Origin of the sequence: Antribacter soli, assembly GCF_021568775.1 — a bacterium.
Taxonomy (GTDB): Bacteria; Actinomycetota; Actinomycetes; order Actinomycetales; family Cellulomonadaceae; genus Antribacter; species Antribacter soli.
On sequence record NZ_JAKGSG010000065.1, the window covers coordinates 1 to 26314 of the forward strand.

Consider the following 26314-nt stretch of genomic DNA (forward strand, 5'->3'; position numbering starts at 1 on the left):
CCGAACCCGGAAGCTCAGCCCTTCAGCGCCGATGGTACTGCCCTGGTGACGGGGTGGGAGAGTAGGACGCCGCCGAACACCCTTCACGTGAAGGCCCGCACCCCCCGGTGCGGGCCTTCACGCATTTCCGCACCCGTGGCTATCCTTGCCGGGTGCGTAATGACCAGGCCCCCGCTGGGGCGGGCCTTCCCGAACAGATCGCCCCTTCGGCCGCTGTGCCGGCCGATGTGTCGGCCGACGAGCAGGCCGGCGCCTCGGCCTGGCGGCGGGAGCACTTCGCCGGCCTTCTTGACTTCGCGGCGGGCTCGCTGCGACCCGACGGCGCGGCCCAGTGGCTGGATGACGACGGCGTTCGCGACGCGTCGCACCCGGTGGAGACCTGGATCACCTCCCGCATGGCGCACACGTTCGCATTCGGGTCTCTGCTGGGCGTTCCCGGTGCCCGGGAGCGCGCAGACCTGGCGTTGCGCGGCCTGACCGACGTTCTCGCCGACCAGGAGTTCGGCGGCTGGGTGGCTGGCAGGGGCCCGGAGGCGGACGCCGTCGTCGGGCGCAAGCAGGCCTATGCCCATGCCTTCGTGGTGCTGGCCGCGTCGTCCGGTTCGCTCGCCGGCATCGCCGGCGCCCCGGCTCTCCTCGAGCAGGCGCTGCGTACCCTCGACGAGCGGTTCTGGGAGCCAGAGCACCGGCTTCACCTGGACGAGCGGTCGCGGGACTGGTCGGTCGTCGACCCCTACCGGGGCGTCAACGCGAACATGCACGCCGTCGAGGCGCTGCTCGCGGCCCACGGCGCCACCGGCGACCGGGAGTGGATCGAGCGTGCGCGGTCGATCGGCGACCGCGTGATCGCCTGGGCCGAGGCGAACGCGTGGCGCCTCCCCGAGCACTTCGACGCGGCCTGGGAGCCGCAGCTCGAGTACAACGCGGACCGCCCGCGCGACCAGTTCAAGCCCTACGGCGCAACCCCCGGCCACGGGCTCGAGTGGGCGCGGCTGCTCCTTCAGCTCGACGCCGAGGGGGGCACGCCCGGCATGCGGACCGTGGCCGCGGAAGCGCTCTTCGACCGCGCTGTCACCGACGGGTGGGATCCGCTGGGCGGCGGCTTCGTCTACACGACCGACTGGCAGGGCACCCCCGTCGAGCCACGGCGCTTCCACTGGGTCGCGGCCGAGGCCGTCGCGGCGGCGGACGTGCTGCACCGCGTGACCGGCTCGTCGCGCTACGCCGAGCTCGCCGAGCGGTGGTGGGTGTGGATCCGCAGGTACCTCGTCGACACCGAGCGCGGCTCCTGGCACCACGAGCTCGACACGTCCAACGTGCCGTCGGGCCGGACGTGGATCGGCAAGCCCGACGTCTACCACGCGGCCCAGGCCGTGATCCTCCCGGAGCTGCCGCTCACCGGCTCGTTCGCCGCCTCGGCGAAGCAGGCGGGCGAGATCCTGGCCCCCTGACCCGCCCGGACACCGCTCCGGCGGGTTCTAGCTCGGCGCCGAGGGGCTGAGCAGGCGGCGCGCGAAGGGGGACTCCGGCCGAGCGAGCACGCGGTCCACCGGCCCGTCCTCGACCACCCGCCCGCGGTCCAGCACCACGACCCGGTCGGCGAGGGCGGCGACGTCGGCGGCGTCGTGCGTGACGAGGAGGGTCGTGCGGGGAGCGGCGTCGTGGGTGGCGCGGAGCAGCGCGCGCACCTGCGCCACCGAGTCCACGTCGAGCGCGGCGAACGGTTCGTCGACGAGCAGGACGACCGGCTCGGTCGCCAGCGCCCGCGCGACGGCGACCCGCTGGGCCAGCCCGCCGGACAGCTCACGCGGGTGCCGGCCGGCGACGTGCTCCGCGCCGACGGCCTCCAGCTGCCGCGCGGCCGCCGCACGGGCGCTGGCCCCTCCGGTCCCGCGCGACGCCGGACCGAACGCGACGTTGTCCAGCACCGTCAGGTTGTCGAGCAGCAGCGCCCGTTGGCCCAGCCAGCCGACGCCGCGGTCACGTGCGGGTACCCGGACGCCCGCGGCGGTGTCGGCGAGGACGCGGTCACCGAGCGCGACGACCACCTCGCCGCGAGCCGGGTCGAGGAGGCCCGCCACCGCCTGGAGCAGCGTCGACTTGCCCGCCCCGTTCGGGCCGAGCAGCGCGACCACCTCGCCGGGCGCCACGTCCAGCGTGATGTCCATGCCCCGCTCCGGCACCCGTACCCGCAGGTGCAGCGGCACCGCGGCGGGCGGCGCCTTCCCCGTTGGCGCGACGTAGGCCGGGGCAGCGGCCGCCGGCCGCCCGGCGGCCGCGCCGGACACCGGCTCCGCGCCCGCCCGCGGCTCGCGCGCCGTCGGCCACGGGCCGTGTGCCGCGACGATGATCGCCAGCGCGACGACGACGAGCACGAGCGACAGCGCGACCGCCGCGTCCGGGTCTGCCGACCGGGCCAGGTAGATCTCGAGCGGGAGCGTCTGCGTGACGCCCTGCAGGGCGCCCGCGAACGTCAGCGTGGCCCCGAACTCGCCGAGCGCACGGGCGAACGCGAGGACCGTCCCCGACGCGAGCGCGGGCCGCAGCCGGGGGAGCGTCACCACGCGCAGGATGCGCGCGGGCCTGGCCCCGAGCGTGGCGGCGACGTCCTCGTGCGCGGTGTCGAGGGTGCGCAGCGCCCCCTCGAGCGTCAGGACGAGGAAGGGCAGCGCCACGAAGGTCTGCGCCACGACCGCCGCCGCCGTCGTGAACGGCACCTGGAACGGCAGGAGCTCGCCGAGCAGCCCCCGCCGGCCCAGCAGGGTCAGCAGCGCCAGGCCGCCCACCACCGGCGGCAGCACGAGCGGCAGCAGCACCAGGGCACGTGCGAGGCGTCGCCCCGGGAAGTGGAAGCGGGCGAGCACGAGCGCCATGGGGACCCCGAGCAGCAGGCAGAGCACCGTGGCTGCGGCGGACGTCCGCAGAGACAGCCACAGCGCGTCCCGGGCGCCGGGCGCCGTCACCAGGTCCCAGAACCCGGCGAAGTCTGCCCGGGTCACCAGGGCGACGACGGGCAGCACCACGAGGAGCGCACCCACGCCCGCGGGCAGGAGCACCCACCGCGGCACGCCGTCGGAGCCCGACCAGCGCGACGCGAGCCCCCGCTGGGCGTCCGTCACGGCAGCCCGAACCCCGCCCCGGCCAGCACGTCGCGTCCCGCCTCGCTCGTGACGAGCTCGACCCAGTCGCGGGCGAGGTCCGGCTGACCGGCACGGGTGAGCACGGCGACCGGGTACCTGTTGACGGCGGCCTCGGCCTCGGGCGTCGCGACGACGCGCAGGCCGTCGCCGGCGAGGGCCGCGTCGGTGACGTACACGAGCCCGGCGTCGGCCTCGCCCGCGGTGATCTTGGCCAGCACGTCGGTGACGCTGGGCTCCTCGCTGACCCGGTGGATCGTCACGCCGGCGGCCTGCGCGACCTCGTCGGTCGCGGCGCCGCACGGCACCTCGGGCGCGCAGACGACGACGTCGACGTCGTCCCGGGCGAGGTCTGCGAACGAGGCGACCCCGGCCGGGTCGTCGGGCGGGGTCACGACGGTGAGGGTGTTGGTGGCGAAGACGACCGGCCCGGCGACGTCGCCGCCCTCCTCGACGCGGGCCATCGTCCGCTCGTCGGCTGTCGCGAGCAGGTCGGCGGGGGCACCCGCCAGGACCTGGTCGGCGAGGTCGGCCGAACCCGCGTACGACACGATGACCTCGACCCCCGGGCGTGACGCCTCGAACTCGGCCGCCAGATCGTCGAACACCTGGCGGAGCGAGGCCGCGGCCAGCACCGTCAGCCTCTGGTCGTCCCCGGTCGCGCTGCCCGACGACGGCGCGCAGCCTCCGAGCACCAGGGCGACACCCAGCAGGGGGGCCAACGCACGTCCGACGGTCATGACGTACCCCCAGGAATCTCGACGACGACGTTCGTCGCCTTGACCACGGCGACCGCGAGGCTGCCGGGCCGCAGACCGAGCTCGCGGACGGCCTCGGTGCTCATCAGCGAGACCACCCGCTGACCGCCGCAGATCATGTCCACCTGCGACATGACGCGATCGCTGACGACCTCGGTGACGAGGCCGACGAACCTGTTCCGCGCGGACCGCGCGACCGCGGACGGGTCGGGCGCGGAGCGGGCCTGGTCCAGCGCCAGCCGCGCGAGGTCGGCACCGTCGACCACGTGCCGGCCGGCGGCGTCGGTCGTGGCGGCCAGATCGCCGGCATCGATGCGCCGGCGCAGCGTGTCGTCACTGACGCCGAGCAACGCCGCCGCCTCCTTGATCCGCAGCTGCGTCATGAGGATGACTCTATCGGCGCAGATGCGGATGGCACACCCCTGTTCGAAGGTCCGTCAAGGACAATGGCCGGATGACCCCCGACCGCGTCGCCGTCGTCACAGTCTCCGACCGCTGCTCACGCGGCGAGGCCGAGGACCGGTCGGGCCCGCTCCTCGTGCGGCTCGTCGAGGAGGCGGGCCTGGGGGGCGACGTGGTGACGCTCGTCGTGCCCGACGGCGTGGCCTCCGTCCGCGAGGCCCTCACGTCGGTGCTCGCGCAGGGGGCGCGGCTGGTTCTGACCACCGGCGGCACCGGCGTGTCGCCGCGTGACCTGACGCCCGAGGGCACGCGCGAGGTGCTGGAGGCCGAGGTCCCGGGCGTCGCGGAGGCGATCCGCTCGCTCGGCGCGTCGGCGGGCGTCCCGACGGCGGTGCTGTCGCGGGGGCTCGCCGGCCTCGCCCGGGCGGGCGACGGGCGGCGCGCCCTCGTCGTGAACCTGCCGGGCTCGACCGGCGGCGCGCGCGACGGGGCCGCCGTCGTGCTCCCGCTGTGGCCCCACGTCAAGGCACAGCTCGACGGCGGGGACCACTGATCCCTCGTCCGCCGTCAGCCCCCGGCGAAGGGCGGGAGCACGTCCACGGTCACGCCGTCCGGGACCACCGCGTCGTCGGACGCCGCGCGGGCCCCGGCCACGAGCAGCGCGCACCTGGGGAGCACCGGGCCCAGGGCCGGGTGCCGGGAGGCGAGGGACGCGCGCAGGCCGCCGACCGTCGTCGTCGGGCCGCCCAGGTCCACGGGCTCCGCGGAGACTCCCGCCGCCTCGCGCGCGCCGGCGAAGTACCGGACGGTGACCATCAGGCCCCCGAGGCGCCGCCGGCGGCGACGACCGCGAGCGGCCGGGCGTCCGCCTCGGTCCCGGCGCCCGCCTCGGTGGCGGGTTCGTCGCCCGCCCCCGCGCCCGCCGCCGCGAAGCCGTACCGGTGCCAGTCGCCGGACTTGCCGCCCGTCTTGGCGACGAGCTGCACGTCGGTCAGGACGACCGACTTGTCGAGGCCCTTGACCATGTCGACGACGGCGAGGCCGGCGACCGCGACGGCGGTCAGGGCCTCCATCTCGACGCCGGTGCGGTCGGCGGTGCGGACGGTGGCCGTGATGTCGACGCCGTGGTCGGCCACGGTGAGGTCGACCACGACACCGTGCACGCCGATGACGTGCGCCAGCGGGAGCAGCTCGGGGGTGCGCTTGGTCGCGGCGATGCCCGCGACGCGGGCGACGGCCAGGACGTCGCCCTTCGGGACGGTCTCGTCGCGCAGCGCTGCGACCACATCTGGGCCGCACAGCACGCGGCCTGTCGCAGTGGCGGACCTGACCGTCGGTTGCTTGGACGTGACGTCGACCATGCGGGCCTGACCCCGCTCGTCGAGGTGCGTGAGCTCCACGTACCCAGGATCGCACGGGTGCGAGCTCCTCGAGACCGGCGCACCGTGGAAGGAGCGATCGAGACCGGGCTGCAGGACGATCGGCGCAGAGGACGACGCGCGCCCGGCCGGGTCCCGGGGCCGTCACGGCGGACGTCACGCCGCCGTGGCGGTCCCGGCCAGGAGGGTGTCGCACGCCGCGGCGACCTCTTCGGCGCCGAGCGCCTCGTGCTCCGAGCCCATGCCGATCAGCATGGCGTCACGTCCCGGTGGAGCAGGTCGTTCCAGCGGTCGAGGAAGCGGTCGAGCGGGTAGCGCGTGAGCACGTGGTCACGCGCGGCCTTGCCGATGGCGGCGGCCTCGCCCGGGTCGGCGAGCCAGCGGAGCGCGACGGCGACGAGCTCGGCGGGGTTGGCGCTGAGGAACCCGGCGTGGGGCGGGACCGCCTCGTGCGCGGCCGTGACCGGCAGGGCCAGCACCGGCAGGCCGACGGCCATCGCCTCCAGCAGCGAGAGGCCGAGGCTCGTCCAGCGGAACGGGTGCAGGTAGGCGCGGGCGCCGGCCAGCCGCTCGTGGAGCACGGACTGCGGGTGGTCGTAGAGGCGTTCGGCGGACGCGGCCCCGACGTCGGACTGCGCGGCGAGGTGGGGCGCGAGCGCCTCGGTCCCCATCCCGTAGACCTCCATGGGGACGTCCCGGGCGATGCGGAGCAGCACGTCGGTGCCCGCGACCCGCCAGCGCCGGACCGGCTCGTTGACGACGAGGGCGAGGTGAGGGCGCTCGCCGGTCGCGAGGACGCCGGGGTCGGGCACGCCGTGGTCGATCACGTAGGTCTGGGCGCGGCCGGTGTCCCACATGAGCGCGTTGAACGCGGTCACGTGCACGATCGGCACGTGCCCCGAACGGACGACGTCGAGGTCGGCCACGGGGTGGCGGGTCTCGGCGGCAGGCCCGGCGGGCGTGCTGTGCTCCAGGTACACGGCGGGCACGTCGAGGCCCACGCGGCGTCCGGTCCACTCCTCGACCAGGTCCACCTCGTGCGGGCGCTGCAGCACCACGACGTCGATCTCGCCGGCGTCGAACGCGCGGCGCACCGCTCCGGGGGACACCTCGCGGACGGACGGCGGCCAGTCCCAGGTGCGCGCCCGCCCCCGCCCGTCGGCGGGGCGGCCCGGCAGCACGGGCACCAGGTACTCGTGGGGGCCCTGGACGAACGCCGTCGTCCACGACCCGTGCACGTGCCAGAGCAGAATCCTCATGCGGTCACCCCCTGGGCCCAACTCTGGGCGCGGCGAGCGAGCTGCGCGAGGCGAGCCACGGCGTCGGAGCCCGTTTCCATGCCCCTCGCACTCCGAACCGCTTCTCAGGCGGGCGACAGATCCTTGGTCGCGGGACCCTCGCACAGCACCCCGTCGGGGCCGAAGCGCGACCCGTGGACCGGGCAGTCCCACGACTTCTCGAGCTCGTTCCAGGCCACGACGCCGCCGAAGTGGGGGCACACGCGCGACACCCGCGCCGCCCCCTCGACGGGCGCCCTGCCCGTCGGCCGGCTCGCCGCCTGGGCCCACCCGGCGACCTGCCTGCTCAGCGTACGTGCGCTCGCCTGGCGCGGACGCGGGAGCCGTGCCCACGGCTCGAGGACGGGCTCCCAGTCGACCGGGACCCCGAGCAGCCGACCCGACAGCGTGATCCCGGCGGCCGCGGCGGTGACGAGGCCCCACTTGGCGTACCCGGTGGCGACCAGCACGCGGTCGTCGCCGGGCAGCGCGGCCCCGATGAACGGCAGGCCGGTGTCGGTCGCGTAGTCCTGCGCGGCCCAGGCGTGGCGCCGGGTCGCGACGGGGAAGTGCCGGCGGGTCCACGCGTCGAGCGTGTCCAGGCGCGCCCGGGGATCGGGCTCCCGTCCGACGACGTGCCCCTCGCCGCCCACGACCAGCAGGTCGCCCGCGGTGCGCAGGGACCGCACCGGCTCGCCCGCGGTGATCGACATGGTCATGGCGAAGCCGTCCGGCAGGGCGGCGCCGGGCGCGAGCTCCCACGACGTCAGGTAGGAGCGGTGCGCCTCGAGCCGCAGGACGAGCCCGCCGTACACGCCGGGCGGGACGCCGGTGGCGAGCACGACGTGACCCGCGCGCACGGTCCCGCGGCTCGTCCGGAGCGCGACGCCCGAGGGGGTGCGGCGCACCTCCCGGACCCGGACGCCGTCGTGCACGGGCACGCCGCGCGTCCGCAGGAGGCGGCGCAGCGCGGTGAGCGCGGCCATGGGGTCGACCTGCGCCTGCCCCGGCAGGCGGACCGCCCCGAAGGCGGGTGACGGCACCGGCGGGTCGTCCTCCCACTCGGCCGCGAGACCGATCCGGGCGCACGCCTGCAGCACCGCGTCGACCGGTTCGACCTGCTCGGGTGTGCCGGCGACGGTGAGGTCGTCGCGGTTCTCGACGACGACGCCGAGGTCACCCAGGGCGCGGCGCAGCCAGCCGATGCCGGCGAAGCCTGCCGCCACGTACGAGGCGAGCACCTCGTCCCCGTGCCGTGCCACGCGCGCCAGACGGGTGCCCTGCAGGACGGTCAGCTTCCCGGTGGACCTCGCCGTGGCCGTGGTCCTCGCCGGACGGGCGTCGAGGACCACGACGTCCGCGCCGCCCTCCGCGAGCAGGAGCGCCGTCACGGTGCCGGTCATGCCGCCGCCGACCACGACGACGTCGGCCCGCAGGGGACCGGGCTCGTACAGGCCGGCGGGCTCCGGCGCGGGCTCCGGTGGCGCCATCGCCTCCGGTGCTGCCGTCGGGGCGGGGGGCGCCGCGGTGGTGCTCACAGGTCGGGGCCCTGGTCAGGGTCGTACGGCGTCGTGCCGCTGGCTTCGCTCACAGCGCACCTCCTGCGGGGTGACGGGCGACCCACAGGTCTCGAGGCCGCCCGATCAACGCTGACACAGGTGACGTCCGCTCGAAACCGCACGCGACGGAACCGGACCGGACGGCTAAACTGGCGGCACGGAGTCATGAAGTGGCCCCAGACCCCGCGGATCTGGGAGGTTTCCGTGACCACCATCTCGCACCGGGCGGGCCCCGACAGCAGCAGCGCCCCCCTCGAGACCGAGCCGGTCCACCCGGCGGTGACCGCCGCCGACCTTTCCGAGGCACTGGGTCTCGGCGCGAACCTGCTCGTCGGTCGCTACCGCGTGGAGCTCGGAACCGGCAGCTGGTGGTGGTCGGACGAGGTGTACGCGATGCACGGCTGGGAGCCGGGAGAGGTCGAACCAGGCCTCGACGCCCTGCGCTCGCGCAAGCACCCCGACGATCGCAGCCGCGTCGTCCGCGCCGCGACCGAAGCCCTGCGCGTCGGGCGCCCGTTCGCGTGCGGGCACCGCATCGTCGACGGCCACGGCCGTGCCCGGTCGATAGTCGTCACCGGACAGGGTCGACGCGACCCGAACGGACGCTCGGCCGAGATCGCCGGATACGTCGTGGACGTGAGCCCGATCCAGCGCGAGGTCCTCGGCCGGGAGGCGGACCGCGCGGTGACCCGCGCGTTCGTCAACCAGGCGGTCGTGGAACAGGCGAAGGGAGCGATCATGGCAGTACGCGGCGTGGACGAGGAGAAGGCCACGCGCCTTCTCGTCGAAGCAGCCTCGGCCGCGAGCGTCCCCGTGCGCCTGGCCGCCGCGCAGGTGGCGGACGCCCTGACGGCGGCCGGTGGGATGGACGCCGCCGCCGAGGACGCCCTGGTGAGCGCCTTTGCGGCGATCCACCCGGTCGACCGGCCGCGCGGCCACGACCCGCTGCTGACGCGGCGTCGTCGACGCCGGCGGGACGACGTGGACTGACCGGACGTGGACTGACTCTCAGCCGGGCCGCGGCCGGGTCAGACCGCTGCGCGGGCCTTGCCCGCGATGCGGGCCGCCACCCGGCCGGCGCCCTTGGCCGCCATGCGCTTGACGAGCACCGCCGTCCCGGCGGCCACGGCGGCGAACACGGTGGCCTGGACCAGGCTCAGCTCGGGATCGTCGGCCTTCGTCGGTGCCGGCTTGCCCGTCACGCGCTTCCAGATCAGGCCCACGGCCTTCTGGGCCGCCCACCCGGCGGCGAACGTGAGTGCGATGGTGCCGATCTTCACGGCAAGTGTCTGTTCCGTCTCATTATCAGCCACCCCCTCACGGTAGCCCGTGGCGTGTGGGTAGGCTTCCCAGGAACGACAGGGGAGCGCCTCGAGAGGGCGCTGAGAGTGCGGACCGCCGCAGACCCTCGAACCTGATCCGGTTAGCACCGGTGGAGGAAGTCGGGCTTCTCGATCCCTGCCCGCGACCCCGCGGAGGGGTCGTCGGCAAGGCCCCCTTCTCGATCCTTGAGGAGGAACCATCATCATGACGACCACCCCCGCAGCCTTCGAAGCGGCCCGACGCCGGGCACGCGCCTCGGCCATGCGCCTCGCCTCACGCGCTGCCCGTCCGACGGCGGCCGGCCTCGCGCTGGTCCTCACCCTCGCCGCCTGCTCGTCCGGTGACCAGGGCGAGACGGGTACAGAGGCCGACGCTTCGCCGTCGGGCACCGTGACCCTCGTGACGCACGACTCGTTCGCGCTGTCCGACGGACTGCTCGCCGCCTTCGAGGAGGAGTCGGGCCTGACCGTCGAGACCGTCGCCGCGGGCGATGCCGGCACGCTCGTGAACCAGCTCGTGCTGACGAAGGACGCGCCGCTCGGCGACGTCGTCTACGGCATCGACAACACGTTCGCGTCGCGCGCGATCGACGCGGGCGTGCTGCAGCCGTACACGCCCGAGGGCTGGGCGGACCGGGACGTGCCGGAGCAGCTCGGTGACGGTGCGCTCACGCCCGTCGACCTCGGGGACGTGTGCGTCAACGCCGACACCGCCTGGTTCGAGTCGAACGGCCTGGCCCTGCCCGTGACCCTCGAGGACCTCGCCAAGCCGGAGTACAAGGACCTGCTCGTCGTGGAGAACCCGGCCACGTCGTCGCCCGGGCTCGCGTTCCTGCTGGCCACCATCGGCGCGTTCGGCGAGGACGGGTTCGAGGAGTACTGGACGTCGCTCGCGGGCAACGGCGTGAAGGTCGTCGACTCCTGGGAGGACGCGTACTACGTCGACTTCTCCGGCGCCGAGGGCGGCACCCGCCCGCTCGTGCTGTCGTACGCCACGTCGCCCGCGTTCACGGTGACCGAGGACGGGTCTGCCACCACGACGACCGCCCTGCTCGACACCTGCTTCCGCCAGGTCGAGTACGCCGGCGTCCTCGCCGGGACCGACGACGAGGCCGGCGCGCAGGCGCTCGTCGACTTCCTGCTCTCCGCCGACGTCCAGGCCGACGTGCCCGGCTCCATGTACATGTACCCGGCCGACAACTCGATCGAGCTGCCCGCCGAGTGGACGCAGTTCGCGCCGCTCGCGCCGGCGCCGTTCACCGTCGACCCCGCGGACGTGTCCGCGAACCGTGACGAGTGGATCGACCGGTGGACCGCGGCAACGATCGGCTGAGCCTGACCACGGACGCCGGGGCCGCCGACCAGGACGTGGGTCGCGGAATGCGGGCTCATTCCGCAACCCGTGTCCTGGTCGGCCCGGCTGCCGCCTGGGGGCTCGCCGTCGGCGTGCCCCTGCTCTTCCTCGGCGTGTTCTTCGCCTGGCCCGTCGTGTCGCTGGTGGCGCGCGGGTTCGTGACCGACGGGGCGCTCGATCTCGGCGGGTTCGGCGAGGTCCTGGGCCGTCCGCGGACGTGGCGGCTCGTGGGCCTGACCCTCGGGCAGGCCACTCTCGGCACCGCGCTCTCCGTGCTGCTGGGCCTGCCCCTGGCGTACACGCTGTACCGGCGGTCGTTCCCGGGGCGGACGCTTCTGCGTGGTCTCGTCACCGTGCCGTTCGTGCTGCCGACCGTGGTGGTGGGCGTCGCGTTCCGCACGCTGTTCGTGCACTCCGGGCTGCTCGGTGCCTGGGGACTCGAGGAGTCGCTCGCCGGGATCGTCGTCGCGCTCGTCTTCTTCAACGTGTCGGTCGTGGTCCGGACCGTCGGGGGGCTGTGGGAGCGGCTCGACCCCCGCGCCGAGCAGGCCGCTGCGGCCCTGGGCGCCTCGCCGTGGCGGGTGCTGCGGACGGTCACGCTCCCGTCGCTCGGCCCCGCGATCGCGTCCGCCGCGTCCGTCGTGTTCCTGTTCTGCGCCACCGCGTTCGGGGTGGTGCTCGTGCTCGGCGGTGTGCGGTTCGGCACCATCGAGACCGAGATCTGGGTGCGCACCACCCAGTTCCTCGACCTGCGGTCCGCGTCCGTGCTGTCGGTGCTGCAGCTCGTCGTCGTGACGCTCGCGCTGTTCGTCTCCGGCAGGGCGCGTGCCCGCCGCGAGGCCGCCCTGTCGCTCGTGAGCGACGTCTCCGCCGCCCGCCCGCTGCGGTGGACTCCCGCCGACGCGCTGGTGCTGCTGGTCAGCCTCGCGATCGTGGGCGGGCTCATGGTGCTGCCGCTCGCCGGGCTGGTCGCCCGGTCGTTCCGCGGGCCCACGGGCGAGTGGGGTCTGTCCAACTACGTCGCGCTCGGCACCACCGGCGAGCGCAACGCGCTGGTCGTCACCGTGTGGGAAGCGCTCGGCAACTCGGTGCGGACCGCGCTGTGGGCGACGCTGATCGCCGTCGTGGTCGGCGGGCTCGTCGCGCTCGTGGTGTCCCGCCGGCCGCGGGCGCACGGTGCGCGGCGTGCCGTCGCACTGCTCGACGCGGCGTTCATGCTGCCCCTCGGCGTCTCGGCCGTGACCGTCGGCTTCGGGTTCTTCGTCACGCTCGACCGGCCCCTCGGGATCCCGTTCGACCTGCGCACCTCTGGCGCGCTCGTCCCGATCGCGCAGGCCGTCGTCGCCGTGCCGCTCGTCGTGCGGACCGTGCTGCCGGTGCTGCGGGCCGTCGACCCGCGGCTGCGTGAGGTCGCGGCCGTCCTGGGCTCCGCGCCCGGGCGGGTGCTGCGCACCGTCGACGTCCCGCTCGCCGCCCGGTCTCTCGGCCTCGCGGTCGGGTTCGCGTTCGCCGTGTCCCTCGGGGAGTTCGGCGCGACGTCGTTCCTCGCCCGGCCCGACGCCGCGACCCTTCCCGTCGTCATCTTCCGCCTGATCGGACGGCCCGGCGCCGAGAACTACGGGATGGCGCTCGCGGCCTCCGTGGTCCTCGCGGCGCTCACCGCGTCGGTGATGATGCTGGCGGAACGGCTGCGCGGCGACCGCGCAGGAGAGGAGCTCTGATGCGCGACACAGCACCGCGCGAGGCAGAACGCGCCGAGGCAGGACCGGGCGAGGCCGGCCGGGTCGTGGGCGAGCCGGCGCGTCCCGGACCGGCGGCCGCCCAGGTGGGTCCTGCGGTCGGTGACGGGGCCGGGCTCGAGGTGACCTCCGCCGTCGTGCGGTACGGCGGGCGACGCGGGCGCGCCGGGACGACCGCCGTCGACGGCGTGTCCCTGAGCGTCGCCCCGGGCGAGGTCGTCGCCCTGCTCGGCCCCAGCGGGTGCGGCAAGTCGTCCCTGCTGCGGGCCGTCGCCGGGCTGGAGCCGCTCGCGGGCGGTCGCGTCGTCTTCGGCGGCGACGACCTGGCCGGCGTTCCCGTGCACCGGCGCGGGTTCGGCCTCATGTTCCAGGACGGCCAGCTCTTCCCGCACCGCGACGTCTCCCGGAATGTCGCCTACGGGCTGGAGGCTGCCGGAGTCCCGCGGGCGGAGCGGGCGGCGCGGGTCGCGGAGCTCCTGTCCGACGTCGGCCTCGACGGCTACGGACCCCGCGCCGTCGCGACCCTGTCTGGCGGCGAGCGCCAGCGCGTCGCGCTCGCCCGCGCGCTCGCGCCGAGGCCGCGCCTGCTGCTGCTCGACGAGCCGCTCTCGGCGCTCGACCGCGGCCTGCGCGAGCGCCTCGCCGCCGAGCTGCGCGAGGTGCTCGTCGCGACCCGGACCACGGCCGTGTTCGTCACGCACGATCACGACGAGGCCTTCGCCGTCGCCGACCGCGTCGCCGTCATGGACCGCGGCAGGCTGCTGCAGGTCGCGCCGCCGGCGGAGCTCTGGGGGGCGCCGGCGTCCCGGCGCGTCGCGGAGTTCCTCGGCTACCAGGCGTTCGTCCCGGAGGGGCTCGCCGGGACGACGGGCCGCCCAGGTGCGGACAGCGCCGCTGCGGACGGACCGGGCGAGCGCGAGCCCGGCGGCTCGGGCGACCGGCTGGTCGCCGTCGGACCGGCGGGGCTGCGCGTCCTCTGCGGGCTGGACAACCCGGCACGCGCCACGCTGCCCGGCCTGCGCTGGGAGGCGGCCGTGGTCGCCACGGCGTTCCGGCGCGGCCGGGTCGAGGTCACGGTCGACGTCGACCTCGGCGCCGGCACCGAGCGGCTCGTCGCGCTGTCCGACGTCGGACCGGTCGCCCCCGGCGCCCTCGTCACCCCGGTGGGCCCTCGCTCGGGCGGGGGATTGCCGGTGACGGGCGACACCGTGACGGTCGCCCTCGATCCGGCGGGCTGTGCGACGGTGCCGGCCGGCTGAGCCCTCCCGGGGCGTCAGGGCGTCGGCACGAAGCCGGTCTGGCCGCCCGCCGCCCAGGGCGCCGTCGGCGGATGCGGCTGCCGCTGCAGGAACGCCTGGCGTGCCACCTGCATGAGCGCCAGCAGCGACTGCCGCTGCCGCTCCTCGACGACGGGCTCGGCGGCGCCGCGGGCGACGCGCTCGTGCAGGAGGGCGAGCTCGGTCGAGGCCTGCTGGTAGTCCCGCATCGCCCGCGCCGCGCCAGGCCCTCCGGCGGCGCGAGCCCACTCGCGGGCCTGCCTGCGCATACGGAGGGTGCTGAGCATGTGCAGGTCGGCGGGGGTGACGAGCCCGGTCGGCAGGTACGGCACGAGGTGGTGCTGCACGAGCCCGACGGTGCGGCGCCGGTCGCGGAACAGCACGACCGCGATTGCGACGAGGACGCCGAGCCCGACGAGGTACGCGAACGCGATCCCGGAGGCCCCCCACCGAGAGGACCCGTTCCACAGCATGTGCAGCGTGATCGCTCCGAGGAGCCCCAGCAGGGGCGCGAAGCGGCGCGTTCTCGTGCCGGGCCGGGAGAGCGCGGCGGCGGTGACACCGAGCCCGGTGAGCGACGTGAAGAGGGGGTGCAGCAGCGGGGAGAGCACGCCGCGCACGAAGAAGGTGCCGCCGAGGATGCCGACCTCCGCGGCGGAGATGTAGTACGTGACGTTCTCGACGGCGGCGAACCCGAGCCCGACCATGGCGGCGTAGATGACGCCGTCCGTCGGCCCGTTGAGCTCGTGGCGGCGGAACCACAGCATGCCGAACAGCACGAGGCCCTTGAGGATCTCCTCGACGATCGGCGCCTCGAACGTGGCGGTGACGTACCAGCCCTCGACCTCGCCGAGCAGGGGCCCCGTGACGAGGACGAGCCCCAGCGTGTTGAGGATCGCCGCACCGAGGGCCGCGACGCCCGCGCCCCAGAGGAACGCGAGGACGAGGGCGTTGGGCGGCTCGGGCTCGAGCCGGTCGAGGGCAAGGACGACGGGCAGCCACAGCCCGAGCGGCACCAGCGCGAGCAGGGTCCCGGCGACGAACGGTGCCCCGCCGACGTAGGCCTCGTAGCCGAGCGATACGACCAGGCACAGCGACGACACGGCGATCGCGACGATCACCCCGACGGGAGCCCGGCCGGGCGTGCGTCCCTGCAGGATCGCGTCAGGATCGATGGCCATGCCGGGGACACTACCTAGTCGGGCGTTCCGGGGCAGGGTCGAACGCGCCGGGCGGTGCCTCGGCCGGGGTGCCCGACGGCGGACGAGCGCCGCCGCGGGCGGTCCACCACGCGCCACGACCGCTCCCGGTGTCGATTCCGGGCTACGCGGGTGCCGCGGTGCCCGCTGCGCGTACCCTGGCGCGCGTGCCGTCCCAGCCAGTCGCCCCTGACGACTCCGCCGCCCCCGTCGCCCCCGTCGCCCTCGAGCTCGCCGTCCAGGACCCTGTCGGGGCGCTGATCGCCGCCCGCGTCGGTGCCGCCCGCGTGGAGCTGTGCACCGCACTGGGAGCGACGGGCGGGCTCACGCCGTCGACCGGCCTCCTCGAGGCGACGCTCGACGCGCTCCGGGTGACCGGGGACCCGTCGGACACGGGCGTGCACGTGCTCGTCCGGCCGCGCCCGGGCGGGTTCGTGTACGACTCCGTCGAGGTGGCCGTCCAGACGCGCGACGCGCGCGCCGCCGTGGCCTCCGGCGCGGCGGGCGTCGTCGTGGGGGCGCTGCTGCCGTCCGGCGTCGTGGACGTCGCCGCGCTGCGGGCGCTCGTGGACGCGGCCCGGTCCGCCGACGCCGGCGCCGAGGTGACGTTCCACCGCGCGATCGACACGCTCGCCGACCCCGTCGCGGCGCTCGACGTGCTGGCGGGGCAAGGCGTGACCCGGGTGCTGACGTCGGGCGGGGCAGCCCGCGCGATCGACGGCCTCGACCGGCTTGCCGAGCTGGCGGCGCGCGGGCGCGAGCTGGGCGTCCAGATCATGGCGGGCGGCGGCGTGCGGCCCGAGGACGTCGCGGCGCTGGTAGGCGCCGGTGTGCATGCGGTGCACCTCTCCGCGAAGCGCGTCGTCGTGGACGACGGCGGGCCGGGCGGCGGGGGCGACGGTGGGTACGAGACGACGGACGAGGCGGTGGCGACGGCGGCGGCGGAGGCTCTGCGCGTGGTCGAGGAGGCGAACCTGCCGAAGTAGATGTGGCGCCAGGCGACCATCCAGCCTGGCGCCACATCTACTTCGGCAGTTTCGCCCTCGGTTGGTCCCAGCAGGGTGCCTCAGCCGCGCAGCTCGCGGTACTTGGTGATCAGCGCCGCCGTAGACGCGTCCTGCGCGGCGAGCGCGGACTCGTCCCCGGCGACCGCCGGGGCCACCTCGAGCGCGAGCTTCTTGCCGAGCTCCACACCCCACTGGTCGAACGAGTCGATGCCCCACACGACGCCCTGGACGAACGTGATGTGCTCGTAGAGCGCGACGAGCTGCCCCAGCACCGACGGAGTCAGCGCGGGGGCGAGGATCGACGTCGTCGGCCGGTTCCCGGAGAACACGCGGGCGGACACGAGGGCCTCGGCCGTGCCCTCCGCGCGGACCTCGTCGGCCGTCTTGCCGAAGGCGAGGGCCTTGGTCTGCGCGAAGAAGTTCGCGAGGAAGAGCCCGTGCACGTCGGCGCCGGCGGCAACGGCACCGCCGTCGCCCTCCGTGTCGACGAGCGGGTAGGCGGGCTGCGCGACGGCGATGAAGTCGGCCGGGATCAGCCGTGTGCCCTGGTGGATGAGCTGGTAGAACGCGTGCTGACCGTTCGTGCCGGGCTCGCCCCAGAAGACCTCGCCGGTGTCGGACGTGACGGGCGAGCCGTCCCAGCGGACGGACTTGCCGTTGGACTCCATCGTGAGCTGCTGCAGGTAGGCCGCGAAGCGGTGGAGCTGCTGGGCGTACGGGAGCACCGCGTGCGTGTGGGCGCCACGGAAGTTGACGTACCAGACGTTCAGGAGGCCCATCAGCACCGGGACGTTCTGCGCCAGGGGCGCCGTCGCGAAGTGCTCGTCCATGGCGCGGAAGCCCGCGAGGAGCTCGGCGAACTTGTCCGGCCCGATCGTGATCGCGAGCGACGTGCCGATCGCGGAGTCCATCGAGTACCGGCCGCCCACCCAGTCCCAGAACCCGAACGCGTTCGCGGGGTCGATGCCGAAGGCGGCGACCTTGTCGAGCGCCGTCGACACGGCGACGAAGTGCTTGGCGACGGCGTCGCGCCGCCCCTCCTCGGTGTCCTCGATCGCTCCGGCGGCGACGAGGGAGCGCAGCAGCCATTCACGCGCGAGGCGCGCGTTCGTCAGGGTCTCGAGGGTGCCGAACGTCTTCGACGCGACGATGAAGAGCGTGGTGGTCGGGTCGAGGTCGGCCGTCTTCTGGGCCACGTCGGTCGGGTCGATGTTCGACACGAACCGGGCCCGCAGGCCCTCCGCGACGTAGGGCTCGAGCGCCTCGTACGCCATGACCGGGCCGAGGTCGGAGCCGCCGATGCCGATGTTGACGATCGTCCGCACCGGCAGGCCGGTGACCCCGGTCCACTCGCCGGAGCGCACCTTCTCGGCGAACGCGTACATCTTGGCGAGCTCGGCCTGGACGTCGTGGTCGATGTCCTGCCCGTCCACGGTCAGCGGCTGTCCGGCCGGGCGGCGCAGCGCCGTGTGCAGCACGGCCCGGTCCTCCGTGACGTTGATGTGGTCGCCGGCCAGCATCGCGTCGCGACGCTGGGTGACCCCGACCTCCTCGGCGAGCTCGAGGAGCGAGGTGAGGACCTCGTCCGTCAACAGGTTCTTCGACAGGTCGACGTACAGGTCGGCGGCCTCGAAGGAGAACCGCGACGCGCGACCGGGGTCGGTGGCGAACCAGCCGCGGAGGTCAGGCTGGAGGGCCTCGGAGTGCTTGGTGAGGTCCGCCCACGCGGAGGTCGTCGTGGCATCGACGGGGGAGCTGCTCATCGTTACGGCCTGCGCTTCCGTTCATCGGGTCCGTGAAGTACGTCCTGGACAAACCTAGTGACCCTGGGCCGCGCCCGCCCTGTCTCGTTCGTCACCTCACAGGCGCAGCTGCCACTCGGCTCCCACGCCGGCCGGGCGGAACCCGAGGTCCACGTTGATCGCGAGCATGTGGTCGTTCTCCTCGGCGTTCCACGTGTGGACGCGCACGGCCTGCGGGTTCACGTTCGCCAGCTCGTCCAGGACGGCGACCTTCACGAGCATCCCCAGCCGGTGCCCGCGGTGCTCGCGCAGCACGAGCGTGTCCTCCTGGTCCACCACCGTCGGGCGGTCCTGGGCGAACGAGACCATGGAGAACCCGGCGAGGATCCCTGAGGCGACATGCTCGGCAGCCGCGAGGACGAACCGCCGGCCGCGCTCGCGCAGGGCGCTGTGGGCCTCCTGCACGCGGGCGGCGTCCCACCGGTCCTCCTCGATCACGAGGTCGCCGCTCGGCGCGTCGGTGGACATGCGGGTCTCCATTACCGCCAGGTCGCCCAGACGCTCGTCCGGGACCTCGTCGCGCCACACGTGCACGCGGTACCCGGTCGCGCACTCCCGGGCGGCCGACCGCAGGGCGTCGAGCCGTTCCACCGGGACGGGGAGCTCGAGCTCCGAGTGCCGGTACACCTGCTCCAGCGCGAAGCCCCGGTGCAGGGCGAAGACGGACCCCGGATCGTGCCGGGGGAAGCGGCCGCTCCCGGTGGGCGGCTCGAGGGCGTCCGGCCCGGCCGGCGGCTCAACCCCGGAGTCGGAGTCCCCGATGATCACCGTGCGTCCCGCGTCGCGGATCTCCGCGAGGCACGCCTCCCAGAGCGCCGACCCGATGCCCCGGCCCCGCCACTGCGGATGCACCCGCACGTGCGCCGTCCCGAGGTGCGTGTTGTCCTTCATCGGCAGCCGCACGATCGCCCGCCCGACCACGGCCTCGGGCGGCGGGGTCGCGGACGCGCCCGAGGCCTCGGGCAGCTCGTCCGCGACGGCGACGTACCGCGTGACCCGCTCGTAGTCCTGCTCGCGCACCATCGTGCCGAGGACGGTCGCGGCGTCGAGCGAGAGGTCGTCGTGACCGTAGATCTCGGCGTCCACCACATGGTCGAGAAGCACGGTGCCGTGCACCGCCCAGGCCTCGGGCGACTCGAGCGGCGCCTCCCCGGCGGGGACGGGCACGCGGAGGATGCGCACGGGCGGGTCCTGCCGGGAGCCGGTCATGCGAGCGACCTCTGGTAGGCCGCGGCGCCGCCGGCCGGGCGGAAGCCCAGCGCGACGTTGATGGCGAGCATGTGCTGGTTCTCCTCGGCGTTGAAGGTGTGGATGCGCTCGGTCGACGGCCGCACCCGCGCGAGCTCGGCGAGGTTGACGGCTTTGAGCAGCATCCCGAGCCGGTGCCCGCGGTGCTCGCGCAGCACGATCGTGTCCTCCTGGAACGCGAACGGCCCGTCCTCGAGCGGGTACAGGAGCATCGAGTGGCCGGCGAGCGCTCCGCTGGGCACGTGCTCGACCGCGGTGATGAGGTACCCGTTGCGGTTCCGCTTCTGCATCTCGCTGAACGTGCGCACGCGGTCGGCGTCCCATACGTCCTCGTCGACGTCGAGGTCGCCGTGGGGGGCGTCGGTGGTCATGCGGGTCTCCAGCACCGCGAGCCCGTCCAGCCACTCCTCCGGGATCTCGTCCTGCCAGGTGTGCAGGCGGAAGTCCGGGCCGGCGGCGGCGCGCGACTCGTCCTCGAACCTCGCCAGGCGTGCCGCGTCGACCGGCAGGTCCAGCACCGACTTCCGGCTGACCTGGGCCAGCGCGAACCCGTGCCGCGTCGCGAAGCGCGTCGTGGGCAGGTCCGCCGGGACGCGGCCGCTCCCGTTCGACGGCGTCAGGGCGTCCATGCCCTCGGGCGCCTCGGCCGCGAACATGGGCTCGCCGATCACCTGTGTCCGGCCGGCCGCCGCGACGACCTCCTCGGCGCTCGCCAGGAGCGCGGAGCCGATGCCCTGGCCCCGGTGGGCGGGGTCCACCGCGACGTGGATCTCGGCCAGGTGGCGGTTGCTTGCTTCGGGCATCGCGATGAAGGCGTGCCCGACGACGTCCGACGCACCCGGGTGAACCCCGTCGCCGGAGGCGGGGTCGCGCACCGCGACGAACCGGTGCTTGGTCGTGTACTGCTGGTTGTCCATGCCGACCAGGACCCCCCGGGCGTTCTGGGCGAGGTCGGCGTGACCGAACAGGTCCTGCTGGCAGGCCTCGGAGACGGCGGCGATGCCGTGGTAGGCCCAGGCCTCGGCGTCGTCGAGCGACGCGGCGTTCGGCGCCTCGACGACGTGCCAGGCGGTGCGAGAGGAGGTCATGTCCTCACCCTTGCTCCGGTCGGGCGGTCGCGCGAGGTCTTTTCGCCGGCAGGCCGGTCCGGGTCCGATTTAGACAAGCTAACTTGAACAAGTCGCCTTGAACACTCTAGGGTGACGGCATGCCGGCTGACCCGCTCGAGATCTCCGAACCGGCCGCCCGTGCGGCGCGCGACCTGCAGGTGGTGTTCGGGCGGTTGTACCGCCGGTTCAAGGAACTGGCGGACAACCGCCACCTCACCCCGTCGCAGGCCTCGGTGCTGAGCAGGCTCGGCAAGGAGGGTGACGCGTCGGCCAGCGAGCTGGCCGCGGCCGAGCGTGTGCGCCCGCAGGCGGTCACGCCCACGCTCGCCGTGCTCGCCGAGCGCGGCCTGATCGAGCGGCGTCCGGATCCCCGGGACGGCCGGCGCCAGGTCGTCTCGCTCACTCCCGTCGGCCGCGCCCACTTCGAGGACTCCCGGCGCGCCGGCGACGAGTGGCTGGCGCGCGCGGTGCAGGAGCGGCTGTCCGACGCCGAGCGCGAGGTCCTCGTCACCGCGATCGACCTGCTGGAGCGGCTCACCCGTCCCTGACCCTGACCCTGCGCGCTGCCCGCCGAGGCGGGCACCGCTCTCCCTCTCGAAAGGAACCACCATGCCCGTCACCCAGCTCGACGACCGGACGGCCCTCGTCGTCGTCGACCTCCAGAACGGCTTCCGCGCCCGCCCGACCGCCCCCCACGCGGCCGACGACGTCATCGCGAGGAACGTCGAGCTCGCCGCGGCGTTCCGCGCCCGCGGGCTGCCCGTCGTGCTGACCCGGTTCACCTTCGCCGCGGACGGGTCGGACGCCGCGCGCGGCCGCACCGACATGAGCGGCCGCCAGTCGGGCGGCGTCGCGCCGGAGGGCTGGGACCAGCTCGTCGACGACCTGGCCGGCCACGACGGTGACGTGGTGGTGACGAAGCGGCGCTGGGGCTCGTTCTACGGCACCGACCTGGACCTGCAGCTCCGCAGCCGCGGCGTCACCCAGGTTGTCCTGACCGGTGTCGCGACGAGCCTCGGCGTCGACTCCACCGCCCGGGCGGCGCACGAGCGCGGCTATCACGTCACGCTCGCCGTCGACGCCATGACCGACCTCAACCCGGAGGCACACCAGAGCTCCGTGGAGCGGATCTTCCCGCTGCTCGGCGAGACCGGGACCACGGCGCAGATCCTGACGCTCCTCGAGGAGAGCCGGGCCTGAGCGTTGGGCGGGTCAGGCGGGCGGCGGGGCGCAGGAGGCGCGGACGACGAGCGACGTCGGCAGCCGCACGTGGTGCTCGCGGGGGGTGCCCTCGATGAGGTCGACCACCATGCGCAGCGCCTCGGCGCCCATCTGGTGCAGCGGCTGGGCGATCGTCGTGAGCGGCGGGTTGCAGGACGCCGACTCGGGAACGTTGTCGAAACCGATCACGGACAGGTCCTCGGGGACGCGCAGGCCGAGCTCGTGGGCGACCTCGACGATGCGGATCGCGGAGATGTCGTTGGCGGCGAACACGGCGGTGGGCCGGTCGGGCCGGTCGAGGAGCTCGTGCGCGGGGGCGTCGGCCAGGTCCGGGCGGTAGTTGCCGACGCGGATCAGGTCGGGGTCGACCTCGATCCCGGCGTCCTCCATCGCCTCCCGGAAGCCGAGCTCACGGAGCCGGGCGGACTCGAGGTCCTCACGTCCGCGGAGGTGGGCGATGCGCCGGTGGCCCAGGCCGATGAGGTACTCGGTGGCGGTACGTGCACCAGCCAGGTTGTCGGAGTCGATCGTCGGCGCGCCGGACGGGCCGGTGTGCGGGTCGATGGCGACGATCGGGACGTTGTCGTGCACGGGGGCCACCACCGTGGGGGTGACGATGACGGCGCCGTCGATGAGCGTGCCGCCGAGGCGGGACACGGAACGCCGCTCCCAGCCGACCCGGTTGCCGTCCGCGCTGCCGCCCGAGTACGCCAGGAGCTCGTAGCCGGTGCCCTCGATGGCCTGCGAGATGCCCTTGAGAAGCTCGGTGCTGAACGGCTCGAACTCGGCGACGAGGACGCCGATGACGTTCGTGCGACGCCGCCGCAGGCTGCGGGCGACCAGGGACGACTCATAGCCGAGCTGCTCCACGACCTCGAACACGCGCGCGGCTGTCGCGGGCGCCACGCCGTAGCGGCCGTTGACCACCTTGGACACGGTCGCGACGGACACGCCGGCGGCCTTCGCGACGTCGGTGATCGTGACACGCCCACCCTGGTCGGCGGTGGACGGCCACCGTTCCGCCGCCGCATTCGCCAACGATTTCTCTCCCGGCCCGGCGGTGGGCTCCGGGGTTTCGCCCGCACTGTGCACGTGAGAGACAGTACCTTGGGTTGGTGGTCACGCCCGTTGGGACATCACGCGTTGTAAAAACGTTATCGAAAACGTTTGACAGTGCCCAGGTCTCGCTGCCACCCTCGCTCTGACAGAGATCTGTGGCTGTCGACAACGACCCGTCGATGACGACCAAGGGGTTTCCGCGATGATGAGGATGAAGCAAGCGACGAGCGCCCTGGCGCTGGGCGCCACGGTCGCGCTGCTGGCTGCCGGTTGTGGCAGCTCGGCCGGCGCCTCGGGTGACGAGAACACGATCACCTGGTGGCACAACTCGAACACAGGCGCAGGCAAGGACTACTACGACAAGGTGGCGGCCGACTTCGAGGCTGCGAACCCGGGCGTGACCATCGAGGTCAGCGCCATGCAGCACGAGGACATGGGCACCAAGCTCGACGCGGCGTTCCAGAGCGGTGACGACGCGCAGATCCCGGACATCTACATGGAGCGTGGCGGCGGCGAGCTCGCCGACCACGTCGAGGCCGGCCTCACCAAGGACATCAGCGAGGCCTCCGCCGAGACGATCGCCAAGCTGGGTGGCTCCGTCGCCGGCTGGCAGGTCGACGGCCAGACCTACGCGCTGCCCTTCTCCGTCGGCGTCGTGGGCTTCTGGTACAACAAGGCGCTGTTCGAGCAGGCGGGCATCACCGCGGCGCCCACCACGATCGACGAGTTCGACGAGGCGGTCGGCAAGCTCAAGGCCGCCGGCATCGACCCCATCTCCGTGGGTGCGGGCGACAAGTGGCCCGCTGCGCACTACTGGTACTACACCGCGCTGCGCGAGTGCTCGGAGGACGTCCTCACGGACGCCGTGACCAGCCTCGACTTCTCCGACGAGTGCTTCGTCCGCGCCGGAGAGGACCTCGAGGCGATCATCGCCACGGAGCCGTTCAACCCCGGCTTCCTGTCGACCGCCGCGCAGTCCGGCCCCACCTCGGCCTCCGGCCTCCTCGCCACCCGCAAGGTCGCCATGGAGCTCGCCGGCCACTGGGAGCCCGGCGTGATGCAGGGCCTCACCGAGGACGAGCAGGGCCTGGGCGAGGACACCGGCTGGTTCGCGTTCCCCGAGTTCCCGGACCAGGAGGGCGCCGCCGCCGCCGCCCTCGGTGGCGGTGACGCGTGGGCCGTGTCCCAGGGTGCCCCGGACATCGCGGTCGAGTTCGCGAACTACCTCCTGTCCGACGAGGTGCAGACCGGCTTCGCCGAGCTCGACATGGGCCTGCCCACCAACCCGGCCGCGACCGGCTCCGTGGCCGACCCGGCGCTCGTCACGCTGCTCGACGTCCGCGACAGCGCCCCGTACGTGCAGCTCTACTTCGACACGGCGTTCGGCGCGTCGGTCGGTGGCGCCATGAACGACGCGATCGCGCTGATGTTCGCCGGCGAGGCCTCACCGGAGGACGTCGTGGACGCCACGCAGGCGGCCGCGGACGCAGAGAAGGAGTAGTGGTCGACGTGGCAGACGGAGCGACCGCCCGCATGGGCGCGCCCGCATCGCCTGCGACGTCCACCCTGACTGCCGGGGCCGCCGTCCGCGCAGGTGCGCGGACGGCGCCCCCGGGAGTCGGCGGACGCCGCGGAAACCGTGCCTCCCTGCGCAAGGGGCTCGAGATCGCGTTCTTCGTGACGCCCGCTCTGGCGCTGTTCCTGTTCTTCGTCGTGTGGCCCATCGTCAAGGCCGTCCAGTTCTCGGTGTACCGCTGGAAGGGTTACGGCCCCCTGGTGGACTTCGTGGGCCTGCGGAACTACGTCTCGGTGCTCACCAACGAGGTCTTCACCGACGCCCTGGTGCACAACCTGGTCATCGTGGTGCTGTCCATCGGCATCCAGCTCCCGCTCGGACTCGCGATCGCCCTGCTGCTCAACCGCACGATGTGGGGACAAGGCCTGCTGCGGACCGTCATCTTCGTGCCGTACGTGCTGGCGGAGGTCATCGCCGGCGTCGTCTGGTACCAGCTGCTGCAGCCGCAGTACGGCGTGATCGACACGATGCTCCAGGCGGTAGGCCTCAGCGGCCCGGCGCAGGGCTGGCTCGGCACGCCGGACTACGCCCTGCTGACCGTCGTCGTCGTGCTGACGTGGAAGTACCTGGGTCTCGCCGTCATCCTGTTCCTCGCCGGCCTGCAGAGCGTGCCCGAGGAGCTCTACGAGGCCGCCCAGATCGACGGCGCCACCTGGTGGCAGGTGCAGCGCAAGATCACGATCCCGCTGCTCGGACCCACGCTGCGGACCTGGGCCTTCCTGTCGATGATCGGCTCGCTCCAGCTCTTCGACATGGTGTGGATCCTGACCGGCGGCGGCCCGGCGAACGCGACCAGCACGATGGCGACGTTCCTCATCACCGAGGGCACCAAGCGGCAGAACTACGGCATCGCCGCCGCGGCGTCGGTGGTCCTGTTCGTGGTCGCCCTCGTCCTGGCGCTCGGCTACCAGTACTTCGTCCTGCGCCGCGACAACCAGGACACCGTCGTCACCCGGAAGAAGGCCACGAAGTGAGCGCCGACGCCTTGACCGACCTGTCGATCGCCCCCACCGCACGGGAGAGGCGCCGTCGGCGCTCGACCAACGCCTTCCAGGGCGGGAACCCGCTCGTCTATGCCGTCGCCCTCGTCGTCGTGGCGCTGACGCTCGGCCCCGTGCTGTACGGCGTGCTGGGCGGCTTCCGCACCAACGCGCAGCTCGCCGCGGACCCCGCCGGTCCGCCCGATCCCTGGGTCCTGAGCAACTACACGGGTGTGCTGACCAACCCCGCCTTCTGGCAGTACGCGCTCAACTCGGCGGTCATCGCCGTCGTCACGACGGCCCTGGTGGTCGTCTTCGGGGTCATGGCCGCGTACCCCCTGGCGCGCTACCAGTTCAGGTGGCGCGAGGGCCTCTACATGGTCTTCGTCCTCGGCCTGCTGTTCCCGGCCACGGTGGCGATCATCCCGCTGTTCATCCTGATCACGCGCGACCTCCAGCTCGGCAACACGTGGTGGGGTGTGGCGCTGCCGCAGGCCGCGTTCGCCCTCCCGATGACCGTGGTCATCCTGCGGCCCTTCCTCCAGGCGCTCCCCAAGGAGCTGGAGGAGGCAGCGATGCTCGACGGGACGTCCCGGATCGGCTTCTTCTGGCGCATCCTCATCCCGCTGTCCGGTCCCGGCCTGGTGACCGTGGGCGTGCTGGCCTTCGTCGGCTCGTGGAACGCCTACCTGCTGCCGCTCCTGCTGCTGCAGGGCGACATGAAGACGCTCCCGCTGGGCGTCGCCGACTTCTCGTCCGAGCACTCCTCGGACATCGCAGGTGTCTTCGCCTTCACGACCCTGGCGATGGTTCCCGCGCTCGTGTTCTTCCTCACGATGCAGAAGCGGATCGTCAACGGTCTCCAGGGCGCCGTCAAGGGCTGACCCAGCTCATACAGAGAGGACATGG

At 73.8% G+C, this 26314-nt stretch carries 24 protein-coding genes, 1 rRNA gene, 2 pseudogenes and 1 riboswitch; of the genes and pseudogenes, 13 read left to right on the forward strand and 14 right to left on the reverse strand.

The genetic code is table 11. The annotated features are described in order from the left end of the window. A 5S ribosomal RNA gene (gene rrf / locus L1785_RS23525) occupies nucleotides 1-78 on the forward strand; the annotation flags it as partial. A gap of 74 nt (nucleotides 79-152) precedes the next feature. After that, nucleotides 153-1451, forward strand: coding sequence for an AGE family epimerase/isomerase (locus L1785_RS21875; RefSeq protein WP_236091369.1), 1299 nt, complete (start codon nucleotides 153-155; stop codon nucleotides 1449-1451). A gap of 27 nt (nucleotides 1452-1478) precedes the next feature. Here the strand turns inward: L1785_RS21875 and L1785_RS21880 are convergent, their stop codons facing one another. The 4 genes and pseudogenes from L1785_RS21880 to L1785_RS21895 form a co-directional block, all read right to left on the reverse strand. Further along, a complete protein-coding gene (locus L1785_RS21880) occupies nucleotides 1479-2168 on the reverse strand; it encodes a sulfate/molybdate ABC transporter ATP-binding protein (protein WP_236091401.1) in 690 nt (229 codons plus the stop codon). A gap of 123 nt (nucleotides 2169-2291) precedes the next feature. After that, a pseudogene (locus tag L1785_RS21885) lies at nucleotides 2292-3119 on the reverse strand (ABC transporter permease); the annotation flags it as partial. Then, entirely contained in the window at nucleotides 3116-3877 is a 762-nt protein-coding gene (gene modA / locus L1785_RS21890; protein WP_236091370.1) for a molybdate ABC transporter substrate-binding protein, read from the reverse strand. The pseudogene L1785_RS21885 and the gene modA, both read right to left, overlap by 4 nt. Then, the gene (locus L1785_RS21895) at nucleotides 3874-4278 is read right to left on the reverse strand and encodes a TOBE domain-containing protein (RefSeq protein WP_236091371.1); all 405 of its coding nucleotides are present in this window, start codon (nucleotides 4276-4278) and stop codon (nucleotides 3874-3876) included. The genes modA and L1785_RS21895 overlap by 4 nt, the downstream gene beginning before the upstream one ends. Nucleotides 4279-4349: 71 nt before the next feature. On the opposite strand from L1785_RS21895, the gene L1785_RS21900 reads away from it, so the two are divergent. Next, nucleotides 4350-4850: a MogA/MoaB family molybdenum cofactor biosynthesis protein gene (locus L1785_RS21900; protein WP_236091372.1), complete on the forward strand. Its 501-nt coding sequence runs from the start codon at nucleotides 4350-4352 to the stop codon at nucleotides 4848-4850. Nucleotides 4851-4864: 14 nt separating this feature from the next. On the opposite strand, the gene L1785_RS21905 is transcribed toward L1785_RS21900, so the two are convergent. From L1785_RS21905 to L1785_RS21920, 4 genes and pseudogenes are all read right to left on the reverse strand, one after another. After that, nucleotides 4865-5113, reverse strand: coding sequence for a MoaD/ThiS family protein (locus L1785_RS21905; protein WP_236091373.1), 249 nt, complete (start codon nucleotides 5111-5113; stop codon nucleotides 4865-4867). 122 nt (nucleotides 5114-5235) lie between these two features. Then, a pseudogene (moaC, locus tag L1785_RS21910) lies at nucleotides 5236-5697 on the reverse strand (cyclic pyranopterin monophosphate synthase MoaC); the annotation flags it as partial. A gap of 227 nt (nucleotides 5698-5924) precedes the next feature. Continuing rightward, entirely contained in the window at nucleotides 5925-6935 is a 1011-nt protein-coding gene (locus L1785_RS21915) for a glycosyltransferase family 4 protein (protein ID WP_236091374.1), read from the reverse strand. Between the two features lie 104 nt (nucleotides 6936-7039). After that, complete coding sequence (locus L1785_RS21920) at nucleotides 7040-8491, reverse strand: FAD-dependent oxidoreductase (RefSeq protein ID WP_236091375.1); 1452 nt, start codon at nucleotides 8489-8491, stop codon at nucleotides 7040-7042. A 225-nt stretch (nucleotides 8492-8716) separates the two neighbouring features. On the opposite strand from L1785_RS21920, the gene L1785_RS21925 reads away from it, so the two are divergent. After that, entirely contained in the window at nucleotides 8717-9502 is a 786-nt protein-coding gene (locus tag L1785_RS21925; protein ID WP_236091376.1) for a PAS and ANTAR domain-containing protein, read from the forward strand. Between the two features lie 38 nt (nucleotides 9503-9540). On the opposite strand, the gene L1785_RS21930 is transcribed toward L1785_RS21925, so the two are convergent. Then, nucleotides 9541-9825, reverse strand: coding sequence for a DUF4235 domain-containing protein (locus L1785_RS21930; RefSeq protein ID WP_236091377.1), 285 nt, complete (start codon nucleotides 9823-9825; stop codon nucleotides 9541-9543). A gap of 37 nt (nucleotides 9826-9862) precedes the next feature. Continuing rightward, nucleotides 9863-9970: riboswitch (TPP riboswitch) on the forward strand. Between the two features lie 69 nt (nucleotides 9971-10039). Here L1785_RS21930 and L1785_RS21935 point away from each other — a divergent pair. The 3 genes from L1785_RS21935 to L1785_RS21945 are packed head-to-tail and all read left to right on the forward strand — an operon-like array spanning nucleotide 10040 to nucleotide 14186. Further along, nucleotides 10040-11167, forward strand: coding sequence for a thiamine ABC transporter substrate-binding protein (locus L1785_RS21935; RefSeq protein ID WP_236091378.1), 1128 nt, complete (start codon nucleotides 10040-10042; stop codon nucleotides 11165-11167). A gap of 47 nt (nucleotides 11168-11214) precedes the next feature. Further along, a complete protein-coding gene (locus L1785_RS21940) occupies nucleotides 11215-12909 on the forward strand; it encodes an ABC transporter permease (RefSeq protein ID WP_236091402.1) in 1695 nt (564 codons plus the stop codon). Next, on the forward strand, nucleotides 12909-14186 hold the full coding sequence (locus L1785_RS21945; RefSeq protein ID WP_236091379.1) for an ABC transporter ATP-binding protein: 1278 nt from the start codon (nucleotides 12909-12911) through the stop codon (nucleotides 14184-14186). The genes L1785_RS21940 and L1785_RS21945 overlap by 1 nt, the downstream gene beginning before the upstream one ends. A gap of 14 nt (nucleotides 14187-14200) precedes the next feature. Here L1785_RS21945 and L1785_RS21950 read toward each other — a convergent pair whose 3' ends face one another. Further along, entirely contained in the window at nucleotides 14201-15385 is a 1185-nt protein-coding gene (locus tag L1785_RS21950; RefSeq protein ID WP_236091380.1) for a PrsW family intramembrane metalloprotease, read from the reverse strand. 185 nt (nucleotides 15386-15570) lie between these two features. On the opposite strand from L1785_RS21950, the gene L1785_RS21955 reads away from it, so the two are divergent. Continuing rightward, nucleotides 15571-16389, forward strand: a complete 819-nt coding sequence (locus tag L1785_RS21955) for a copper homeostasis protein CutC (protein WP_236091381.1) — start codon at nucleotides 15571-15573, stop codon at nucleotides 16387-16389. Nucleotides 16390-16469: 80 nt separating this feature from the next. Here L1785_RS21955 and pgi read toward each other — a convergent pair whose 3' ends face one another. From pgi to L1785_RS21970, 3 genes are all read right to left on the reverse strand, one after another. Beyond that, nucleotides 16470-18173, reverse strand: a complete 1704-nt coding sequence (gene pgi / locus L1785_RS21960) for a glucose-6-phosphate isomerase (RefSeq protein ID WP_236091382.1) — start codon at nucleotides 18171-18173, stop codon at nucleotides 16470-16472. 96 nt (nucleotides 18174-18269) lie between these two features. Then, nucleotides 18270-19421 (reverse strand): GNAT family N-acetyltransferase, encoded by a 1152-nt coding sequence (locus L1785_RS23000; RefSeq protein ID WP_268915583.1) that lies wholly within the window; start codon nucleotides 19419-19421, stop codon nucleotides 18270-18272. After that, the gene (locus tag L1785_RS21970) at nucleotides 19418-20548 is read right to left on the reverse strand and encodes a GNAT family N-acetyltransferase (RefSeq protein WP_236091383.1); all 1131 of its coding nucleotides are present in this window, start codon (nucleotides 20546-20548) and stop codon (nucleotides 19418-19420) included. The genes L1785_RS23000 and L1785_RS21970 overlap by 4 nt, the downstream gene beginning before the upstream one ends. A gap of 119 nt (nucleotides 20549-20667) precedes the next feature. Between L1785_RS21970 and L1785_RS21975 the strand changes: the two genes are divergently transcribed. Continuing rightward, the gene (locus L1785_RS21975; protein WP_236091384.1) at nucleotides 20668-21117 is read left to right on the forward strand and encodes a MarR family winged helix-turn-helix transcriptional regulator; all 450 of its coding nucleotides are present in this window, start codon (nucleotides 20668-20670) and stop codon (nucleotides 21115-21117) included. A 61-nt stretch (nucleotides 21118-21178) separates the two neighbouring features. After that, the gene (locus tag L1785_RS21980) at nucleotides 21179-21769 is read left to right on the forward strand and encodes an isochorismatase family protein (RefSeq protein WP_236091385.1); all 591 of its coding nucleotides are present in this window, start codon (nucleotides 21179-21181) and stop codon (nucleotides 21767-21769) included. 12 nt (nucleotides 21770-21781) lie between these two features. Here L1785_RS21980 and L1785_RS21985 read toward each other — a convergent pair whose 3' ends face one another. Beyond that, nucleotides 21782-22828 carry a LacI family DNA-binding transcriptional regulator gene (locus L1785_RS21985; protein WP_236091386.1) on the reverse strand — a complete coding sequence of 349 codons (1047 nt, stop codon included), beginning with the start codon at nucleotides 22826-22828 and terminating at the stop codon, nucleotides 21782-21784. 223 nt (nucleotides 22829-23051) lie between these two features. Here L1785_RS21985 and L1785_RS21990 point away from each other — a divergent pair, with 223 nt between their 5' ends. From L1785_RS21990 to L1785_RS22000, 3 genes are read left to right on the forward strand one after another with little or no spacing between them, the layout of a single operon-like run. Next, the gene (locus tag L1785_RS21990; RefSeq protein WP_236091387.1) at nucleotides 23052-24350 is read left to right on the forward strand and encodes an extracellular solute-binding protein; all 1299 of its coding nucleotides are present in this window, start codon (nucleotides 23052-23054) and stop codon (nucleotides 24348-24350) included. Nucleotides 24351-24358: 8 nt separating this feature from the next. Next, a complete protein-coding gene (locus L1785_RS21995; RefSeq protein ID WP_236091388.1) occupies nucleotides 24359-25399 on the forward strand; it encodes a carbohydrate ABC transporter permease in 1041 nt (346 codons plus the stop codon). Then, nucleotides 25396-26289 (forward strand): carbohydrate ABC transporter permease, encoded by an 894-nt coding sequence (locus tag L1785_RS22000; RefSeq protein ID WP_236091389.1) that lies wholly within the window; start codon nucleotides 25396-25398, stop codon nucleotides 26287-26289. Before L1785_RS21995 ends, L1785_RS22000 begins: the two co-directional genes overlap by 4 nt. Nucleotides 26290-26314 lie beyond the last annotated feature (25 nt).

Excerpts from the sequence above, each read along its gene's own strand:
- L1785_RS21880 (WP_236091401.1), bottom strand. The coding sequence starts at position 2,168 with ATGGACATCACGCTGGACGTGGCGCCCGGCGAGGTGGTCGCGCTGCTC.
- modA (WP_236091370.1), bottom strand. The coding sequence starts at position 3,877 with ATGACCGTCGGACGTGCGTTGGCCCCCCTGCTGGGTGTCGCCCTGGTG.
- L1785_RS21895 (WP_236091371.1), bottom strand. The coding sequence starts at position 4,278 with ATGACGCAGCTGCGGATCAAGGAGGCGGCGGCGTTGCTCGGCGTCAGT.
- L1785_RS21900 (WP_236091372.1), top strand. The coding sequence starts at position 4,350 with ATGACCCCCGACCGCGTCGCCGTCGTCACAGTCTCCGACCGCTGCTCA.
- L1785_RS21905 (WP_236091373.1), bottom strand. The coding sequence starts at position 5,113 with ATGGTCACCGTCCGGTACTTCGCCGGCGCGCGCGAGGCGGCGGGAGTC.
- L1785_RS21915 (WP_236091374.1), bottom strand. The coding sequence starts at position 6,935 with ATGAGGATTCTGCTCTGGCACGTGCACGGGTCGTGGACGACGGCGTTC.
- L1785_RS21935 (WP_236091378.1), top strand. The coding sequence starts at position 10,040 with ATGACGACCACCCCCGCAGCCTTCGAAGCGGCCCGACGCCGGGCACGC.
- L1785_RS21940 (WP_236091402.1), top strand. The coding sequence starts at position 11,215 with ATGCGGGCTCATTCCGCAACCCGTGTCCTGGTCGGCCCGGCTGCCGCC.
- L1785_RS21945 (WP_236091379.1), top strand. The coding sequence starts at position 12,909 with ATGCGCGACACAGCACCGCGCGAGGCAGAACGCGCCGAGGCAGGACCG.
- L1785_RS21950 (WP_236091380.1), bottom strand. The coding sequence starts at position 15,385 with ATGGCCATCGATCCTGACGCGATCCTGCAGGGACGCACGCCCGGCCGG.
- pgi (WP_236091382.1), bottom strand. The coding sequence starts at position 18,173 with ATGAGCAGCTCCCCCGTCGATGCCACGACGACCTCCGCGTGGGCGGAC.
- L1785_RS23000 (WP_268915583.1), bottom strand. The coding sequence starts at position 19,421 with ATGACCGGCTCCCGGCAGGACCCGCCCGTGCGCATCCTCCGCGTGCCC.
- L1785_RS21970 (WP_236091383.1), bottom strand. The coding sequence starts at position 20,548 with ATGACCTCCTCTCGCACCGCCTGGCACGTCGTCGAGGCGCCGAACGCC.
- L1785_RS21975 (WP_236091384.1), top strand. The coding sequence starts at position 20,668 with ATGCCGGCTGACCCGCTCGAGATCTCCGAACCGGCCGCCCGTGCGGCG.
- L1785_RS21980 (WP_236091385.1), top strand. The coding sequence starts at position 21,179 with ATGCCCGTCACCCAGCTCGACGACCGGACGGCCCTCGTCGTCGTCGAC.
- L1785_RS21990 (WP_236091387.1), top strand. The coding sequence starts at position 23,052 with ATGATGAGGATGAAGCAAGCGACGAGCGCCCTGGCGCTGGGCGCCACG.